This is a genomic window from Pseudomonas umsongensis (assembly GCF_002236105.1).
Taxonomy (GTDB): Bacteria; Pseudomonadota; Gammaproteobacteria; order Pseudomonadales; family Pseudomonadaceae; genus Aquipseudomonas; species Aquipseudomonas umsongensis.
This window is the reverse complement of sequence record NZ_NIWU01000008.1, coordinates 67,519-84,524: the sequence shown is the minus strand read 5'-3', so window position 1 is coordinate 84,524 and position 17,006 is coordinate 67,519. Positions and strand designations below refer to the sequence as shown.

Here is a 17,006-nt window from a genome sequence, read left to right as displayed (position 1 = left end):
GGGCTGATCAGTAGGTGCGCGACGGCGCTTGTTCGGTAGCCGGTGTGCGGTAACGGGCGAGGGTGGCCATGGCGCTGTGGCGCAACAGGCTGATATCGATCGCCACGGCGATGAACTGGCAGCCCCAGTCCTGATAGCGGCGCGCGTCTGCTTCATTCGGCGCGAGGATGCCGCAGGCCTTGCCGGCCGCCAGCGTCGCGTCGACCGCGTATTGAATGCGCTCCTGAACGTCCGGATGGCCGGGATCGCCGGCATGGCCCAAGCCAATGGACAGATCCGCCGGCCCGATGAATACCGCATCGACGCCTTCGACGGCGGCAATGGCGGCGACGTTTTCCACGCCGAGCCGCGATTCCACTTGCACGATCAGGCATAGCTGTTCGTGGGCGGTAGCCAGATAGTCCGGCACGCCGTCCCAGCGCGTGGCGCGGGTCAGGCCACCGCCGACGCCACGAATGCCGTGGGGCGGATAACGCATGGCGCGAACCAGGGCCTGGGCTTGCTCGGCGGTCTCGACCATCGGGATCATCAGCGTTTGCGCGCCGATATCCAGCAATTGCTTGATCAGGCTGGCATCGCCATTCACGGCGCGCACGATGGGTGCGGTGGCATAGGGCGCCACAGCCTGTAACTGGGCGAGTACGCCGGGCACGGTGTTCGGCGCGTGTTCGCCGTCGATCAACATCCAGTCATAACCGGTGGTGGCGACGATCTCGGCGGCGTAGCCCGTGGCGAACCCGGCCCAGATGCCATATTGGGGCGCATTTTTTTTCAGTGCGGCCTTGAAAGTGTTGTGCGGCATGTTCATCACGAACTCCTGGCTCAGCGGCTATACGGCCGATGCAGTTGGCATTCCGGGTTGAGGGTCACGCCGAATCCGGGCTGGTCGAGTGCCGACAGGCGCATGCGCCCGTTGACCGGTACCGGTTCGCCGAGCAATTGCGGATGGAACATCGGCACCACTTCGTCCGCCTTGGGCGCCATCATCAGGAATTCGGCGAACGGGCTGTTATGCCGGGTGGCAACGAAGTGATAGCTGTACACCGACGAGCCGTGGGGAATGACCAAGGCATTGTGGGCGTCGGCCAGGGCCGAGATCTTCACCAGTTCGGTGAGGCCGCCGCACCAGCCGACATCCGGCTGGATGATGTCGCAGCAACCCATCTCCAGCAGCATGCGGAAGCCCCAGCGGGTTGCTTCGTGTTCGCCGGTGGTCACCAGCATGCCTTTGGGCACGTTGTTGCGCAGGGCGGCGTAGCCCCAGTAATCGTCTGGCGGAAGGGCTTCTTCGATCCACTTCAAGCCGTGTTTGTGGGCGCCGACCGCCAGTTTGGTGGCGTAGTTGAGGTCCAGGCTCATCCAGCAGTCGAGCATCAACCAGAAGTCCGGGCCGACCCGTTCGCGCATGGTCGCCAGTTCTTCGAGGTTCTTGCGCAGGCCTTCCTCGCCTTCGGCCGGGCCGTGGTGCAACGGCATCTTGCCGCCGATGAAGCCCATTTTCTGGGCCAGGTCCGGGCGGGCGCCGGTGGCGTAGAACTGCAATTCATCGCGTACCGCACCGCCGAGCAACTGGTGCACCGGTTCCTGGCGGATCTTGCCGAGCAAGTCCCACAGCGCCAGGTCGACGCCGGAGATCGTATTGATCACGATGCCCTTGCGCCCGTAATACAGGGTCGATTGGTACATCTGGTCCCAGATCTTTTCGATGTCGGTGACTTTCGCGCCCTCGAGGAACCGCGCCAGGTGTTTCTCGACGATGTAGGCAGCCGGTTCGCCGCCCGTGGTCACGGCGAAACCGACAGTGCCGTCGCTGGCTTCAATCTCCACCACCAGGGTGCCGAGTACGTTGATGCCAAAGGTGCGACGGCTTTGGCGGTACTCCGGATATTTGCTCATTGGAGTGGCAATGTGATCGTCGATCCAGTGGCCGTCCGCCTGATCGTGATAATCCGCGCCACCGCCTCGCAGGGTGAAAGCGCGTACGTGTTTGATGGTTGGAATGCCCATGGTGTGACTCCTCAGGTTTAAACAGTGGCCGGTTTATTCGAAGCTTCATGGCCGGGCGAACGCACGCCCAGCACCAGCAACGCGGCGATGACGGTAGTAGCGGACAGCAGGTACAGGCCGGCTGCCGGAGAGTGGAAGGCGCCTTCGGCCCAGTTCTTCAGCACCGGGGCGATGAAGCCGCCGAGGGCGCCGAACGAGTTGATCAGGGCGATCCCGGCCGCCGCGGCGCTACCAGCGAGGTAGCTGGAAGGGAAGGTCCAGAACACCGGTTGCACGGCGATGAAACCGGATGCGGCGAAGCACAGGGCGACGATGCCGAGGAACGGACTGCTGAAGGTTACCGAGCAGGCGATACCGGCGGCGGCCATCAGCAGGGTCAGGCTGGCAGTGCGGCGGCGTTCGCCGGTGCGGTCGCTGTAGCCAGGAATCAGATAAGCCGCCACCAGTGCGCAAATCCAGGGAATCGCCGAGACCAGCCCGACCATCAGCCCGACCTTGGTGCCCAGCAACCCGCCGACCTGGGTGGGCAGGTAGAACACCACGCCGTAGACGCTGGCCTGGATCAGCAGGTAGATCAGGCACAGGTACAGCACCGACGGCTGGCAGATCACGTTGAGCAGGCTGCGGCCGTGGTTCTGTTTGTGGCTGTCTTCCTGGTCGAGGAGGCTCTGTACTTGTTGGCGTTCCTCGACGGTCAACCATTTGGCGTCCGCCGGGCGATTGTCCAGGTAAAAGTAGGCCCAGATGCCCACCGCCGTGGCCATCAGGCCTTCCACGGCAAATAGCCACTGCCAACCGTGGAAACCGGCAAAGCCGTCCAGTTCCAGCAGCAGGCCGGACAACGGACTGCCGAAGATGAAGGCCAGCGGCGCGCCGAAGTAGAAAAATCCCATGGCCTTGCCGCGCACGGCGCTGGGGAACCAGTAGGTGAGGTACAGGATCACGCCGGGGAAGAATCCGGCTTCGGCCACGCCCAACAGGAATCGCAGGATGTAGAAGCTGGTTTCAGTGTGAGCGAAGACCATGGCCGCGGAGACCAGGCCCCAGGTGACCATGATTCGGCACATCCACAGACGGGCGCCGACGCGGTGCAGGATCAGGTTGCTCGGCACTTCGAGCAGCGCGTAACCGACGAAGAACACCCCGGCACCGAAGGCGAAGGCGGCGTCGCTGATATTGGTGTCGGCCTGGAAGGCTTGCTTGGCGAACCCGACGTTGGCGCGGTCGAGGAAGGCCATGATGTACATCAGCAGGAGGAACGGGAGCAGCCGCCAGGAAATCTTGGCGAGCAGGGGCGCGGGTAGAGTCTTCATCGCGGTTTTCCTTTGGTAGGGCATTTGTTCTTATGGGGAAGACTGTACGGCCGCTTATCGATGCGTTACAAATCGAATCTAGCTCACAGCTGATACCTTCAAGGTATCGATAACAAGGCCCTCCATGACCACGCCAACCATCTCGCGCAGTCTGCTCAACCGCCTGCGCTACAAGCACCTGCACATGCTGGTGACGCTCAATTCGAGCCAGAACCTGCATCGTGCCTCGCAAAGCCTGAACATGTCGCAACCGGCTGCCACCCGTATGCTCCATGAAATCGAAGACATGTTCGGTTGCGACCTGTTCGAGCGGTTACCCAGGGGCATGCGACCGACAGCGCTGGGCCAGGAGCTGGTTCGCTTTGCCGAATCGGCCCTCAGTGGCCTCGACCGCTGCGCCGAGGATCTGATAGCGCGGCAACAGGGCGGTTACGGCTATCTTTCGATCGGTACCATCATGGGCGCGGCGCCGGACCTGGTGATGGATTCGATTGCCGAGATCAAGGCGCTTAACCCGCAGCTGCGCATTCGCATCATGGGCGACACCAGCGACCAGGTGATCCAATTGCTGGAGCAGGGCCGCATTGACCTCGCCATCGCCCGGCGCAATGCCGCCACCGACAGCGAGCATTACGTTTTCGAACAACTGGGCAACGAACGCTTGCTGGTGGTGGTGCATGCCGGCCACCCGTTGGCCCGGCGCAAGAAACTGCAGATGGCGGAGCTGGTCAGCGGCTGGCCGTGGATCCTGCAACCGGAAACCAGCCCGGCGCGTATTGGTCTTGATCAGGCCCTGCAGCGCCTGGCCTTGCCGTTGCCGGCCGACATCATCGAATGCAGCTCGGTGTATTCGATGCAGCAGCTGATTCAACTGACCGACGCGATCATGGTCCTGTCGGAGACCGCGTTACGCGACTACCTGAAAATGGGCCTGGTGGTGGCGCTACCGGTTGAGCTCGATGTGCAACTGGCTCCGTTCGGCTTGCTGCTGCGCAAGGGTGAGCACATCAGTCGGGAGCTGGGGGTGTTCATCGATCTGCTGCGTCGAAAAGTCGCGGTTTTTTGATTTCCTGGTCAGTTTTTTGTTTTCCGCGAGCGAATAAACCTTTAAAGTTAACCTTTCGGTCAGCTTCGCATTGTCATCACGGCCCCTTGCATCGTCAAAAGGGGCTTCTGCACGACTCGAGATTTCCAGAACATAACCAGAAGGGTGGCCTCCATGACCGCCCATAGGATGATCCATGTCCAACCGTGAAATATCCCGGCGCTCGTTCCTTCAGGGCGGGCTGGTGGCGGGTGTGAGCGTGACGCTTGCACCGCTGAGCAGTCAGGCGCTGGCAGCCTTAATGGAAAACAGCGTCACCGTGCCGTCCGAGCAATGGCTTGGTAACAACGGCAAGGCGCGGGCCCGTAACGATGCCTTGTCCAAGGTTTGCGGCAGCAAGGTCTTTGCCCGCGACATCCGTGCCAAGGACATGCCGGGCTGGCCGCAGCAGCAAGGCCACGCCATGCTGCTGAAAACCATCAAGGCCGACCGTATCTATGACGGCTATGACCTGTCGTGGCTTGGTGCCGACCTGCAGCCTGATCGCATCGTCACCGCCGACGACCTGGTCAAGGACGGCATCGTCTTCCCCGAAGAGCACGCCCCCGACCCCCTGTTGCCGGCCGGCAAGGTGCCGATGTTCATCGGTCACCCGGTGGCGATCCTGATCTGGAACGACTTCGAACGTTTCCGCCAGGCCAAGGCTCAGCTCAAGTTCAATGACAAAGCAATTCGTTACGGTGCCCAGGTACCGTTCTACGAGGGCGATCCCTACGGCAGCTTTCGCTACGTGCGCGTCGGCGGCGCTACCTCGGCGGACGAAGACGAATTCGCCAGCCTCAAGGACTCGATCCTGTTTCCGATGCTGAAAAACCGTCGCCCGGTGTGGAATTCCCAGCCCAACCTGCACGGCAACCTGACCGAGCGCGGCCTGTTCTACGCCGACCGCATGAAGCAGCAGATCGATACGCCGCCAGACAACTGGCTGGTGTTCGACGAGCGCTACAAGACCCCGTCGATCGAACCCGCGGCGATGGAACCGGACAACGGCAACGGCTGGTACGACCCAGCGACCAAGACCCTGCACTTTGTCGTTGCGACACAGTGCCCGCTGGAGACCGCAACCGAGACCGCGAAGATGATCGCGCCGTCGCGTTTCGGCCTGGCGAACCTGAACATGCACCCTGGCTACACCGTCGGCTACGGCTCGAAAGACCACAACATTTTCGTCTACTACGCGGCCTTGGCGGCGTTGTACGGCGCCGGCGTCCCGGTACGCCTGGCCAACGACCGCTACGAGCAATTCCAGAGCGGCATCAAGCGTCACCCGTTCGATATCCGCTATCAGTTGGCGGTGGACAAGACCGACCACAGCTTCAAGATCTTCCGCGCCGAGATGAGCGTCGACGGCGGCGGGCGGGTCAACTACAGCCCGTCGGTAGCGGCAGTAGGCGCCACGGCGGCGCAGTCGATCTACTACATGCCGCAGAACGATCTGCAGGTCACCGCCTATCATTCGCGCGCGGTGGAAGCCGGGTCGATGCGCGGCTACGGCACGTTGCAGAGCATGGCGGCCACCGAAATGATGGTCGATGAAATTGCCGATCGCCTCGGGGTCGATGCCATTGAACTGCGGCGCAAGAACGCCCTGCGTTCGGGCATGAAAAACACCCAGGGCGCGATCCCGGCCGGTGCCCTGCGCCTGCACGAGATTCTCGACAAGGCCGCGGTCAACGAAGTCTGGAAAAACCGTCACGCGATCAAGCAACAACGCGAATCGGCGGACCCGGACCACTGGTATGGCGTCGGTTTCGCCATTTGCCAGAAAGACTTCGGCACCGGCTCCGAAGCGCCGATGGCCAGCATCGAATACACCGTTGACGGTCGCATCACCCTGCGCCACATCGGTATCGAAATCGGTACCGGCATGTCCACCTCGCAGGCGATGGTAGTGGCCGATTTCCTCGGCAGCCCGGCGCACGAAGTGAAGACCGGTGAAACCGAATGGGAAGAATTGCAGCTGATCAGCGGCGGCAACCCGTACATCATGAGCCAGGCCGAGCAGGACAACTTCCTGCGCAACCCGCGCTGGGTCGGCAAGGTCGCGTCGGCGTCGTCGGCGACCAACTCCGCCTATTACTTCAGCCACGCCACCCGTGAAGCGGCGCGCGTGCTGTTCAATCACGGCCTGTGGCCGGCGGCGCTGGAGATCTGGCGCCAAGGCCCCTACGGCGGCCAGGCCAACCCTTACGTGGTGCGCCGCGAGGACGCCCATTGGGTCGACGGCAAGCTCACCGCCAACGGCATGGAACCCTTGCCGTTCGCAGTATTGGCCAAGCGTGCCCACGAACGGGGCCTGGTCACCGGTGCCACGGTGCACGGCTTCAACCGCTGGAGCTGGGCTGAGGCCGAGTACAGCATCGACGGTGTGCGTGAGCGTTTGCCGCTCGATGGCCTGGCGGTCAAGTACGGCGACGGTGCGCCGAAGGCGAAGAAAGCGCAGATGAGCAGCGCCGGTTTCCATCTGCTGGATCGGCAGAACATCGCCTATCCGCCAACCCAGTTGAACAACGCGGCGGTGACTTACTACAGCCCCGTGGCGACGCTGGTGGAAGTGAAGGTGAACAAGGGTTCGAACGAAGTGTCGGTGCTCAATCACCACTCGTGGGTCGAGTGCGGTCGGGTGCTGGTGGAAGAGTTGGTCAAGGGCCAGGTCGAAGGTGGCATCGCCATGGGCATCGGCCACGCGCTGATGGAAGAAATGCCGCTGTACGAAGGCGGACCGGGGGAGGGCGACTGGAACTTCAACCGTTACCGCTTGCCGATGGCGCGGCACGTGGCGGTGTGGAAACAGACCGCGGAGATCCTGCCGCCGCTGTCGCCGAGCGATCCGTCCAAGGGCATCGCCGAGGTGGTGATGATCCCGGTGGTCGGTGCCATTGGCAACGCCGTGGCCCACGCCATTGGCAAACGTGTCCGCGACCTGCCTATCACTTCTGCACGCATCAAGGAGGCCCTCAATGGCTAACCGTCCGCTTCAACTGACCCTCAACGGTCAATCCGTCGGCCCGGTGGACATCCCTGATGACCTGCCGATGATCGACTACCTGCACGAGTACAAGAACCTCACTGGCTCGCGCCTGGGCTGCGGCCAAGGCATTTGCCACGCCTGCGTGGTGATCGTCGACAACCCCGACGGCACCAGTGAAGAAGTGCGCACCTGCATCACCGGCGCACACTATTTCGAAGGCAAGAAAGTTCGGACCATCGAAGGTCATGCCACCCGTGACGACGAGGGCAAGGTCACCGAGTTGAACCCGATCCAGCAGCGCTTCGTCGATGAGTTCGCCTTCCAGTGCAGTTACTGCGCGCCAGGTTTCGTGAATGCCGCGACGGTGCTGGTGGAAAAGCTGCAGCGTCAGCCGATCGTCAAGAGCCAGCTGGAAAAAGTCATCGAGGACAGCCTCGGTCATCACATCTGCCGTTGCACCGGATACGTGCGCTACTACAGCGCCACGCGCAACGTGCTGACCGATCTCGGCCTGGTCAAGGAGGGCTAAGCATGAAGCAATTACTTACCCGCCTGACCCTGGCGGTCGGCCTGGCTGCGCCCGTGTTGCTGGCGCAGGCGGATGATCAGGTCAAGCGCGGCGAATACCTCGCCCGCGCGGCTGACTGCATGGCTTGCCACACCGCACCGGGTGGCGCGCCCTATGCAGGCGGCCTGCCGATCGTCTCGCCGTTCGGTACGATCTACGGCACCAACATCACCCCGAGCAAAGAGCACGGCATCGGCTTGTACAGCGATGATGAATTCTTCGCGGCGCTCACCGAAGGCAAGCGACGTGATGGCGCCAACCTGTACCCGGCGATGCCCTACACCTCGTATCACCTGGTGCCGCGTGAGGATTCCGACGCGATCCACGCCTACCTGAAAACCGTCGAGCCGATTGAGCGCGCCGCGCCGGTCACAAGCCTGAGTTTTCCGTTCAACGTGCGCCTGGGCCTGATGGGCTGGAACATGATGTACGGCAAGGACGTGAAGCTGGCTCCGACCGAAGGCAAAAGCGAAGCCTGGAAGCGCGGCCAGTACATGGTCGACGTGCTCGGTCACTGTGGCGAATGCCACACCCCACGCGGTCTGCCGGGTGCGATGCAGCAGGATAAACGCATGACCGGCGGTATTCTCAACGGCTACCTGGCGCCAAGTCTCTTGGCCACTGACCTGGCGGCCCGTGGCTGGAATCACCAGGACCTGAGCTCGTTCCTCAAGCACGGCATGAGCGCCCAGGGCACCATGTTCAACGAGATGTTCCCGGTGTTCCACAACAGTACCCAGGGCCTCAGCGATCCGGACCTGGCGGCGATGGCAACCTTCCTCCTCGGCGACCAGCCGCCAGCGGCGAAAGTCTTGACCGACGTCCCGCTGGACCAGCTCAGTGCCAGCGCACAGCGCGGTCGGCAGGACTACCTGAACGTCTGTGCCGGTTGCCACGCGCCGGGTGGCGAAGGCAAACCGCATATTGCCGTCGCCATGCGCGGCAATACCACCCTGCGCCTGGAAGATCCGCGCAACCTGGTTCGGGTGATCGACGATGGCATCGGCGAGCAGAAATTCGCCGGCTTCGAACACATGCAACCCATGCCCGGTTTCGCGCAAAAGCTCACCGACGAGCAGCTTGCGGACCTGTTGAACTACCTGCGCCAGGCGTGGGGCGGTCAACCGGGTGACCTGGCCTTGAACGATGTGCAGAAGCTGCGGGCTGACGCGCCGCCGCTCGAGCACAAGGCGCACTGACATGCAGCATCTGGATCTGCAGGTAGTGCGGCGCGCGCTGGCATGGTCGGCGGCCGGACAGCGTGTGTGGCTGTGCAGCGTACTGGCCACCTACGGCTCGGCGCCTCGAGCGCCGGGTTCGTTGCTGGCGGTGAATGCTGACGGGCAGTGGATCGGATCGCTGTCCGGTGGGTGTGTCGAGGAGGACTTCCTCGAACGCGTCGCCGAAGGTGCATTCGAGCAAGCGGTCAGCGTCGTGCGCTACGGCGAAGGCGATGACCCGCGCTCGCGGGTCAGCCTGCCCTGCGGTGGAGTGCTCGATGTGCTGGTGGAAAAGCTTGAGCCTGTCTGTGAGGTGCAGGCGCATCTGCGGGAGCTGGAGTCGGCGCTATTGGGCCGGCGCCGGCTGATCCGTGAAGTCGACCTGGCCAGCGGCGTGCGCAGTCTGTTCGATGATCGCGAGCAGGGTGTGCGCGTCGAGCGCGAGATTGATCGCGTCAGGCTGCGCATCGGCGCGGCACAGCGCCTGTTGCTGGCCGGGTACTCCAGTGTCGCGCAGGCCTGCGCGGAGTTCGCCGTGGGCCTGGGCTTCGAGGTGATTCTTTGCGATCCGCGGGACGAAGTGCTGGAAGGCGTGGTGCTGGATAACGTGGAGATTCGTCGTCAATTGCCCTCGGTGTTCATCGCCGACGGGGGCTGCCACAGCGACACGGCGGTGGTGGCGCTGACCCACGATCCGCGCATCGATGACCTGGCGATGATGGAAGCGGTGCGTACCGACGCGTTCTACATCGGCGTGATGGGATCACTGCAGACTTCGCAAAAGCGCTTCGAGCGCTTGCGGCGCATTGGTGGGCTGGGTGAAGCGCAACTGGCGCGGATCCATGCGCCCATCGGGCTGAACCTGGGCAGCAAGACCCCGGCGGAAATCGCCCTGGCGGTACTTGCCGATATCCTGCGAATTCGCAGCGGGATCCCTCGCGATCGGCTGTGATGCAGTCCCTGTCAGGGCTAAGGCTTGTTCGAAAGGAGGCTCGTCGCTTGATTGGACGAGCCTTTTTTGTTGTGCGTCATTCTTGACACTGTCCGGTCAGCTTCTCTAGGATGCTGCCCATGCGCCGATTTAAACAGCTACTTGCGGGGCGCCAGGTAACTCATTGAGTTACCGACAGAAGCTTGAAGCAGGCTTCGAAATACCGCTAAAGCGCTGGTTCGGTGTTGCCTCTCACCTGCCATGCAGACTTTTTGAGGCTGAGACACGACTCGATGAATGCACTAAGCCCTGTTGTACGTCCCGCGCCGATCACGGCACATCTCACCCAGCGCAATCCAAAAATCCTGCTTGGCGGTAAACATCAGCCGACGCTCCTGCGTTATCTCGATGGTTGGCCACGTCGTACCGGTGGGCCAGCAGCTTTCCTGATCCAGTTTGTCGAAGACGGTGAATCCCTGGCGCGCTTTGCCGCGGACAGTTTTGACCTGGCAGTGATTCAGTCGCCAAGCGTCGAAGACGCCCCGGAAATGATCAGGCAACTGACCCGCGTCGCCCGGCAAGGGCTGATTACCCGTCGCTGAGGCCCGTTGAAGCCTCAGGGATAGTCGATCTCGACGATGTACACACACTGCTCACCCGTCGGTGTCTGGACCCGTACTTCGGCGTCCAGGGCCTTGCCGATCAGGGCGCGGGCCAAGGGCGAGTCGATGCTGATCAAGCCCTGTTTCAGGTCCAGTTCATCCGGTCCGACGATGCGATAGCGTGATTGCTTGCCATCCTCGTCTTCAATCGTGACCCAAGCGCCAAAATAAACTTTGTTCGGATCGCTGGGCTTTTCGCTGACGACCTTGAGGGCTTCCAGGCGTTTGGTCAGGAAGCGCACGCGACTGTCGATTTCGCGCAGCATTTTCTTGCCATAGGTGTATTAGCACTCCTACCAAATACATACTATTTCCCCCGAGTCCCTCTCAAAAGGGGGGTGGCTTTCTGCATTTCTCCACCGTAGGCTATACGTAATATCCACATAATAAATACTAAATACTATGACCGCGTGAGAGACGCTGGGGATGGAAGACGATGGCTTACGTAACCAAAGTGAAGGTTCGGTATCGAAACGACGATACGGGGCGTGAGATCCAGCTGCCCGGTGTGCTGACGCAGGGGGGGGTGTTGATCTCGCACCTGAGATATCTGGCAAGCGAGCCAACTAAGAGTGCGTCGTGGAGGGAAAGGAGCGGGTTCGCGGTGAGGATTCTGATCCAGTACCTCAATGCGAATGCGGGCAGGTTCGAGGAGACGAGAGAGCTGTTGGCTGCCTTCGCTCAAGCGATTGAATTTGGGACGATCAACTCCGAGACCTTGAACGACCCGAGTGGCCTGTACTGGGTACCTCGAAAGCCCGATGACTTCCGCACGCTTTTGTACCACCTGACCAAATACACGGATTGGTTGGCTGAGCGTCCGGAGTACCACACCAAACGCGCGAATCCTTTCCGCAAGGCGAACTCTGCAGAGGAGAGGTTGAATTGGTGCGCCTATTACAACAAGGAGGCCGGCGTCTTCCTATCTCACTTGAGCGATCCCGATGAGGCGGCCAGGAGGAACGAATTGGTTCGAGGTATTCGGACGAGCAGGACACCGAAGTCAAGTGGGCGCGTGATTAAGCGTTTTCCAGAGAATGAGATCCACAACCTATTGGTCAATGGTTGGGTGCGCCGTAGTGAAAACCCTGATGCCGGTAAGCACGCCTTCATCGATTACAAAGGGCGAGCGCTAACCTTACTGATGCACTATGGGGGTATCAGAAAAAGTGAGGCGTTCCAGCTTTACCTGCAGGACATCATTGCCGACAAAAAACGAGGTGAGGCGGTTGTCAGGATTTACCACCCCTCATTTGGGGCGTCTCCTGACGAACGATATGGCTCTAGGAGAGAGTTCCTAGCGCGCCGGTATCGATTAAAACCTAGAACTGATTATCCGAGATCTGAAGCACTGCATGCGGGTTGGAAAGCCCCTTTATTGAATGACGCCACTCAAAAGTATTTTCAGGTGCAGTTTTCGCCCGTTTCGATGGCAAAAGAATTTCTGCATACCTTCGAGCACTACTTGGCGTATCAGCGAGTCAATGCGCCTGTAGGTGCGGAACATCCCTACGCCTTTACCAATAGCAAAGGTGAGCCTGAGACCCTGAAAAATTTTACGCGGCAGCATAAGAGTGCGGTAAATCGGATCGGTCTGGAGCATGAAAAGCAGTTGGGTACTACGGAGCATGGCCATCGGCATGCCTATGGGTTTCGATTGCACGCTTATGGTTTATCGCAAATCGAGATTCAGAAAGCTTTGCATCAAAAACATCCGGATTCATGTTTGGTCTATATCAACCAAACGGATGAGGAGTCAAGGGCTAGCTTTGAGCATGCTGAGAAAATTAAAGATAGATTTTTAAAGTATAAAAAATAAATCAGTAAAAATAAGCTTTAAAAGTTGTGGCGTATCCTGGCGAGAGTGAGTGTGGTGTGGTAAAGAATACTAATAAATTTCTAAGTTATACAGAAGCTTCAGCGATTGTCTCGAAAATGGGCATTGCGTCCTATGAAGATTACTTGGAAATATATAAACAGTATCCAGGGCTTCCGAGTAACCCGGCCAAAACTTACAAGGGTGAGTATAAGGGGTGGGTTGATTATAAAGGTGGTTTACGAATCTATTTGACCTTTGACGAAGCCAGAGACGCAGTTATTAAACTTGGTATAAAAACTTGGCCAGAATATAAAAGCCGTTACAAAGAGGATCCACAACTCCCTTGCAGCCCAATTCGCCAGTACGGCGAAGCATATCGAGGGTTTGCCGAGTACAGCGGCCAGACTAAGTCAGACCGATATGCCACGATGGCGGAAGCTTCTGAGGCCGCCGTGCGCTTGGCAATGAAAAGTAGGACTGATTACAAAGCGCGTTATCACCAAGATCCATTACTTCAAAAAAGTCCCGAGTATCACTACTCAGACGAGTGGAAGGGGTGGGCATTTTTTTTGAAAGTCGACAATTCTCCAAGGACTGGTAAAGGCAAGTATGATACCTATGAAGAATTTGTGGGGGCTGTACGTAATCTGAATATTACTGGTCAAGTTGAATACAAAGCCCGTTACAAAGAAGACCTCAAGCTTCCCGGAAATCCCCATGAGGTTTACAAAAAAGATTGGATCAGTTGGCCTGAGGCATTTGGGGTTAGCCCTTATCTTAAAAGATGCTCAACTTGGCAGGAAGCCAAGGCTGTGGCTGCGCCTTATCGATTTACCACCAGTACTGAGTATCAAGACGGCTGTTCGGCTGATGACCGGTTGCCCAAATATCCTACTGCTAAATACAAGGATTTTCCGGGTTGGAACACTTTTCTTTTACCTGACAATTACAACTGTTTGGATGACGTCCGCTGTGCAGTGAAGATCATCGGCACTAAGAATAGTACAGGATATAGAAATATTCGTTCGAAATATCCTATGTTGCCGGCGCATCCGGATCGGATGTTTGCTGAAGAGTGGGTCGACTGGTACGATCTGTGCAATATTGCGCGCCACTACAATTACGAGGAACTTCAGGAGCTCGTCAGGTCGCACGATTGTACGACGATCAGAGAGTATAAGGAGCTAATGGCAACGCTCAAAGATCCGAGAATGCCCAGTAGCCCTGAAGAGGTTTATCCGGAGTGGAAGAATTGGCATGTATTTTTGGATAAGCCAGAGCCCTATACGTTTGAGTTCATTAAAGGTTGTGGTGTAGGTTGGATCCCAAGTGTCCAGAACTGGTTGAAAAGTGTGAAAGCTCAACCGGGCAAGGAGACGAATATTTGCCGGTTTATACGTCATTTTATAGAGCCCTATGATTTGGGCAGAACACCTCGAGATTTTCTGACAAGAAAAAGTACAGATATCAAACCTTTTAAAGCGCTGATGGAAAGTCAGGCGAATAGGCAAATTGGCAGGTCTCTCTTGCTGGCCGTCAATGCCTATCTGGATTCAGTGTTGAAAAAAGAACTCACTATTGAGGATGAGGACACGGGTGAGTTGGTCAGGGTAGATGGCGCGAGTAACCCATTCGCAACGTTGGAGTATAAGGGGGATGGTACACCTGGGCCTAGCGAGTCGACAAAGCCTGCATTAGCATTTCAGTATGTTGATACAATGAAGAAGTGGATGGTTTCTGAAAGCGCTACCACTTTTTCTGAGTTGGCAGGAATTCACCAGTTTGATGCCGACTATTTTGAAGTAGATGAAAGTTTAATTGATCGCTCTGACCCGGATTGTGTTTTTAAAACGCAAGGCGACAAGTTCCTGTTGTGGTATCCGGGATACTGGATGCATGCCTATGCACTTGTTTCAATTCCTGCGCGTGGACGCCAGATTGCCTACAACGACTCTGGTGAGTCCGACGAGTACATTGCTGATATCGAAGGCGACAAGATTGTATGGGTTAAGAATAAAAACCCGCTAGCCAAACGTAAAAACAAGCATGCGTTTATTCAACGCTGCGACGATGACGCCTGGGGCATGCATTTCACTTCCAACAAGACCAGCTTTATGGGCAAGGGATACGACGTTCCTTGGGTGCCTGAGAAGCTGGTTTACTGGATGATCAAGCTGCGTAAGTGGCAAGAAAAGTACAACCCTATCAAGCGTGCCATGCCGTGGTTGGAATGCAGGCGAACGAATCTAAACGAGGTGCAGCTCAAGCGTAAGGGGGCTAACTGTTTTCTGTTCAGGTCTTTCAAGGAGGAGGAGCCGCCTGCTTACTCCGCGCGTCTCGCTGAGCGGTTGGCTGCAGCACTGTACTTTACCCAGCCAAAAAAGATGACTTTGGCCACCTTTGTTCAGGGGGGAAGCTACAGCACGTTGTCCCGTTACGATTCCAAGTACACACCGCATAGCATGCGTGTCAGCCTGATTACTGCCTATGTGATGGACTTCGGTCTTCCGATTGAGGTGATCATGAAGCTGGCTGGGCATGCGTCGATTGTCATGAGTATCTACTACGTGAAGGTGGGAGCTGCCGTCCTACGTCGTCGAATGGATGAGGGGGAAAAACTGGCGTTGAGGGAACAGGCTTATGCGACGCAGGACATGCTCGCGCAAAATAGGCTTGATGAGCTGACTCATCAAATGGTCGCCAACAGTGAGCAAGCGTTGATGGCGCTGCGAGCGGGGAACGCTGGCAGTACCTTGGTTCGTGACTACGGATTATGTCCTTATGCAGCGTCGCGTTGCGATGACGGCGGGCCAGCTGTAGGTGCGACGCAGGTATGGCATGCGACTCCGGCGGGCTATCTTGGAATGCAGAACTGCATTCGTTGCAGGCACTTCATTACGGGGCCGATGTTCCTTGGCGGCTTGCTTTCGCTATGGAATGAAATTTCCCTTCGCCTCAATTTTCTGTCGGAGCACTATTTTGACTTCGAGAAGGAAATCGAAGGCTGCGATGAAAAAATCGCGGAGCAAGACGATCTTGAGTACGACATGGAGCAGATCGGTGGCTTCTTTGACGAAAGCGTGCGCGACCGCATTGAACTCGAGAAGGGCAAGTTGCAGTCTGAGAAGGAGAGTGTGGCCAAAAAAATGGACATGTTTCTGTGCGACATGCAGATGCTGACTAAGCAGATCAATGAATGCAAAGCGATGATTGCTGAACAGGACAGTGGACGCGATGGCCAGGTACAGCTTGTTGTGCATGATCAGAACGAATTCAAAGTCGAGATTGAACAAACGTCGTTGTTCCAGCAACTGAATGAAGTCTGCGTCAATGCCAGTATTTTCCAGTCCGCCTCTGCTGACTTCGCAGCACCCCGTAGGTCACAGATGATTGACAACATGTCCCTGATCAACAGGATTCGGCCAGCGATGTGCAGCCTGAGTGAAAAGGAACAATTGGTGGTGGGGAACCAGGTGGCGAAGTTCTTGCTGCAGCGGTTGAAGACTTGGGATCGCGTCGACCAAGTGGTAGCAGGACAGGTTCTGCTGGAAGACTTGGGTGATGACGAGAGGATTACGAACGATGAGTTTATCGGGCTGTTGGCTTCGAAGACTCCACGACTGTTGGATTTGAGAGAGGTGATGGTGTGACACCTGAAGAGATGTTGGCCCATTTAAAGGAAAAGGCGCCACGGCAGCAGGAGACTCTTGATGCTGTGTTCGCTGTGTGCCAGGAGCAAGTCGAACGGAAAGTGGCAGACTTTTCCTTTGCCACCATTGCTCGGCTAGGGGCTGGGCGGGGCGTTCCGAAGGTACAAAGCATCCGGAACAAGACCGGTGATAATTACCGGACGCTGATCAAGTGTTTTGAAGGTAGTAAAGGCGTGCGCAAGCGTGTACCAAAGGCGAAGTCTGCTGATGCTTGGGTAGATGAAATTGAAGACCCAAGACTGCGACTCATGGCGAACATCACACTCTCCAAGCTCGCGGAAGCGGAACGCCTGAATAAGGAGCTTATACCGCCCGGGATGGAGATTCGTATCGACGACAGAGTCGGTAGTCAGTCGGAGTATCGACTTACGCCTGTGGAGCGTCGTGCGATAGAGCATCTGATGTCAGAAGACTTCCTCACAGCTTGGCATCTCAAGGTCGGCGGTAAGGGGACAGTGGTCGATGAGCAAGGGAAAGTTGTGTTCAAACCGGGAACGCTGGATGCGTTGACAAAGATCCTGAAGCATCACTGATTTCGCATGATGTAGGCTCAGTGCGCATAGAACCTAGGGCGGTTGTCAAAGAGAGTGGAGCACCGATTCATAAAGGAGCCGTGCCCATTCTGTCCAGCTGTCTTGAACCACGCGTAGCTATGACTTTGCACTTCGGATTTTCGTCCTCACGGCTGTGGAAGCCACAG

The 17,006-nt window shown here is 57.9% G+C and carries 12 protein-coding genes and 1 pseudogene; 9 read left to right on the top strand and 4 right to left on the bottom strand.

Features of this window, described 5'->3' with window-relative positions:
* Window positions 1-7: 7 nt before the first annotated feature.
* From PSUM_RS27615 to PSUM_RS27605, 3 genes are read right to left on the bottom strand one after another with little or no spacing between them, the layout of a single operon-like run.
* Window positions 8-808 (bottom strand): HpcH/HpaI aldolase family protein, encoded by an 801-nt coding sequence (locus tag PSUM_RS27615; RefSeq protein ID WP_020795475.1) that lies wholly within the window; start codon window positions 806-808, stop codon window positions 8-10.
* A gap of 14 nt (window positions 809-822) precedes the next feature.
* Window positions 823-2,007: an L-rhamnonate dehydratase gene (rhmD, locus tag PSUM_RS27610; protein WP_083349495.1), complete on the bottom strand. Its 1,185-nt coding sequence runs from the start codon at window positions 2,005-2,007 to the stop codon at window positions 823-825.
* Window positions 2,008-2,024: 17 nt separating this feature from the next.
* Complete coding sequence (locus tag PSUM_RS27605) at window positions 2,025-3,320, bottom strand: MFS transporter (protein ID WP_020795473.1); 1,296 nt, start codon at window positions 3,318-3,320, stop codon at window positions 2,025-2,027.
* Between the two features lie 124 nt (window positions 3,321-3,444).
* On the opposite strand from PSUM_RS27605, the gene PSUM_RS27600 reads away from it, so the two are divergent.
* The 6 genes from PSUM_RS27600 to PSUM_RS27575 all read left to right on the top strand — a co-directional run bounded on the left by PSUM_RS27600 (window position 3,445) and on the right by PSUM_RS27575 (window position 10,717).
* Window positions 3,445-4,386 carry a LysR family transcriptional regulator gene (locus tag PSUM_RS27600; protein ID WP_020795472.1) on the top strand — a complete coding sequence of 314 codons (942 nt, stop codon included), beginning with the start codon at window positions 3,445-3,447 and terminating at the stop codon, window positions 4,384-4,386.
* A gap of 175 nt (window positions 4,387-4,561) precedes the next feature.
* The gene (locus tag PSUM_RS27595) at window positions 4,562-7,393 is read left to right on the top strand and encodes a xanthine dehydrogenase family protein molybdopterin-binding subunit (RefSeq protein ID WP_020795471.1); all 2,832 of its coding nucleotides are present in this window, start codon (window positions 4,562-4,564) and stop codon (window positions 7,391-7,393) included.
* Window positions 7,386-7,925 carry a (2Fe-2S)-binding protein gene (locus PSUM_RS27590; protein ID WP_020795470.1) on the top strand — a complete coding sequence of 180 codons (540 nt, stop codon included), beginning with the start codon at window positions 7,386-7,388 and terminating at the stop codon, window positions 7,923-7,925. The genes PSUM_RS27595 and PSUM_RS27590 overlap by 8 nt, the downstream gene beginning before the upstream one ends.
* Before the next feature lie 2 nt (window positions 7,926-7,927).
* Window positions 7,928-9,163: a c-type cytochrome gene (locus PSUM_RS27585; protein ID WP_020795469.1), complete on the top strand. Its 1,236-nt coding sequence runs from the start codon at window positions 7,928-7,930 to the stop codon at window positions 9,161-9,163.
* A gap of 1 nt (window position 9,164) precedes the next feature.
* A complete protein-coding gene (locus PSUM_RS27580) occupies window positions 9,165-10,136 on the top strand; it encodes an XdhC family protein (RefSeq protein WP_083349494.1) in 972 nt (323 codons plus the stop codon).
* Between the two features lie 272 nt (window positions 10,137-10,408).
* Complete coding sequence (locus PSUM_RS27575; protein ID WP_020795467.1) at window positions 10,409-10,717, top strand: hypothetical protein; 309 nt, start codon at window positions 10,409-10,411, stop codon at window positions 10,715-10,717.
* Between the two features lie 14 nt (window positions 10,718-10,731).
* Here PSUM_RS27575 and greB read toward each other — a convergent pair.
* A pseudogene (gene greB, locus PSUM_RS27570) lies at window positions 10,732-11,061 on the bottom strand (transcription elongation factor GreB); the annotation flags it as partial.
* 152 nt (window positions 11,062-11,213) lie between these two features.
* On the opposite strand from greB, the gene gmtY reads away from it, so the two are divergent.
* From gmtY to gmtX, 3 genes are read left to right on the top strand one after another with little or no spacing between them, the layout of a single operon-like run.
* Window positions 11,214-12,596: a gamma-mobile-trio recombinase GmtY gene (gmtY, locus tag PSUM_RS27565; protein WP_083349492.1), complete on the top strand. Its 1,383-nt coding sequence runs from the start codon at window positions 11,214-11,216 to the stop codon at window positions 12,594-12,596.
* Window positions 12,597-12,652: 56 nt separating this feature from the next.
* Entirely contained in the window at window positions 12,653-16,246 is a 3,594-nt protein-coding gene (gmtZ, locus tag PSUM_RS27560) for a gamma-mobile-trio integrase GmtZ (RefSeq protein WP_141195524.1), read from the top strand.
* A complete protein-coding gene (gene gmtX, locus PSUM_RS27555) occupies window positions 16,243-16,839 on the top strand; it encodes a gamma-mobile-trio protein GmtX (protein WP_083349490.1) in 597 nt (198 codons plus the stop codon). Before gmtZ ends, gmtX begins: the two co-directional genes overlap by 4 nt.
* The last annotated feature ends 167 nt before the right edge of the window (window positions 16,840-17,006 follow it).

Excerpts from the sequence above, each read along its gene's own strand:
- rhmD (WP_083349495.1), bottom strand. The coding sequence starts at position 2,007 with ATGGGCATTCCAACCATCAAACACGTACGCGCTTTCACCCTGCGAGGC.
- PSUM_RS27585 (WP_020795469.1), top strand. The coding sequence starts at position 7,928 with ATGAAGCAATTACTTACCCGCCTGACCCTGGCGGTCGGCCTGGCTGCG.
- PSUM_RS27600 (WP_020795472.1), top strand. The coding sequence starts at position 3,445 with ATGACCACGCCAACCATCTCGCGCAGTCTGCTCAACCGCCTGCGCTAC.
- PSUM_RS27590 (WP_020795470.1), top strand. The coding sequence starts at position 7,386 with ATGGCTAACCGTCCGCTTCAACTGACCCTCAACGGTCAATCCGTCGGC.
- PSUM_RS27605 (WP_020795473.1), bottom strand. The coding sequence starts at position 3,320 with ATGAAGACTCTACCCGCGCCCCTGCTCGCCAAGATTTCCTGGCGGCTG.
- gmtY (WP_083349492.1), top strand. The coding sequence starts at position 11,214 with ATGGCTTACGTAACCAAAGTGAAGGTTCGGTATCGAAACGACGATACG.
- PSUM_RS27580 (WP_083349494.1), top strand. The coding sequence starts at position 9,165 with ATGCAGCATCTGGATCTGCAGGTAGTGCGGCGCGCGCTGGCATGGTCG.
- PSUM_RS27575 (WP_020795467.1), top strand. The coding sequence starts at position 10,409 with ATGAATGCACTAAGCCCTGTTGTACGTCCCGCGCCGATCACGGCACAT.
- PSUM_RS27615 (WP_020795475.1), bottom strand. The coding sequence starts at position 808 with ATGAACATGCCGCACAACACTTTCAAGGCCGCACTGAAAAAAAATGCG.
- PSUM_RS27595 (WP_020795471.1), top strand. The coding sequence starts at position 4,562 with ATGTCCAACCGTGAAATATCCCGGCGCTCGTTCCTTCAGGGCGGGCTG.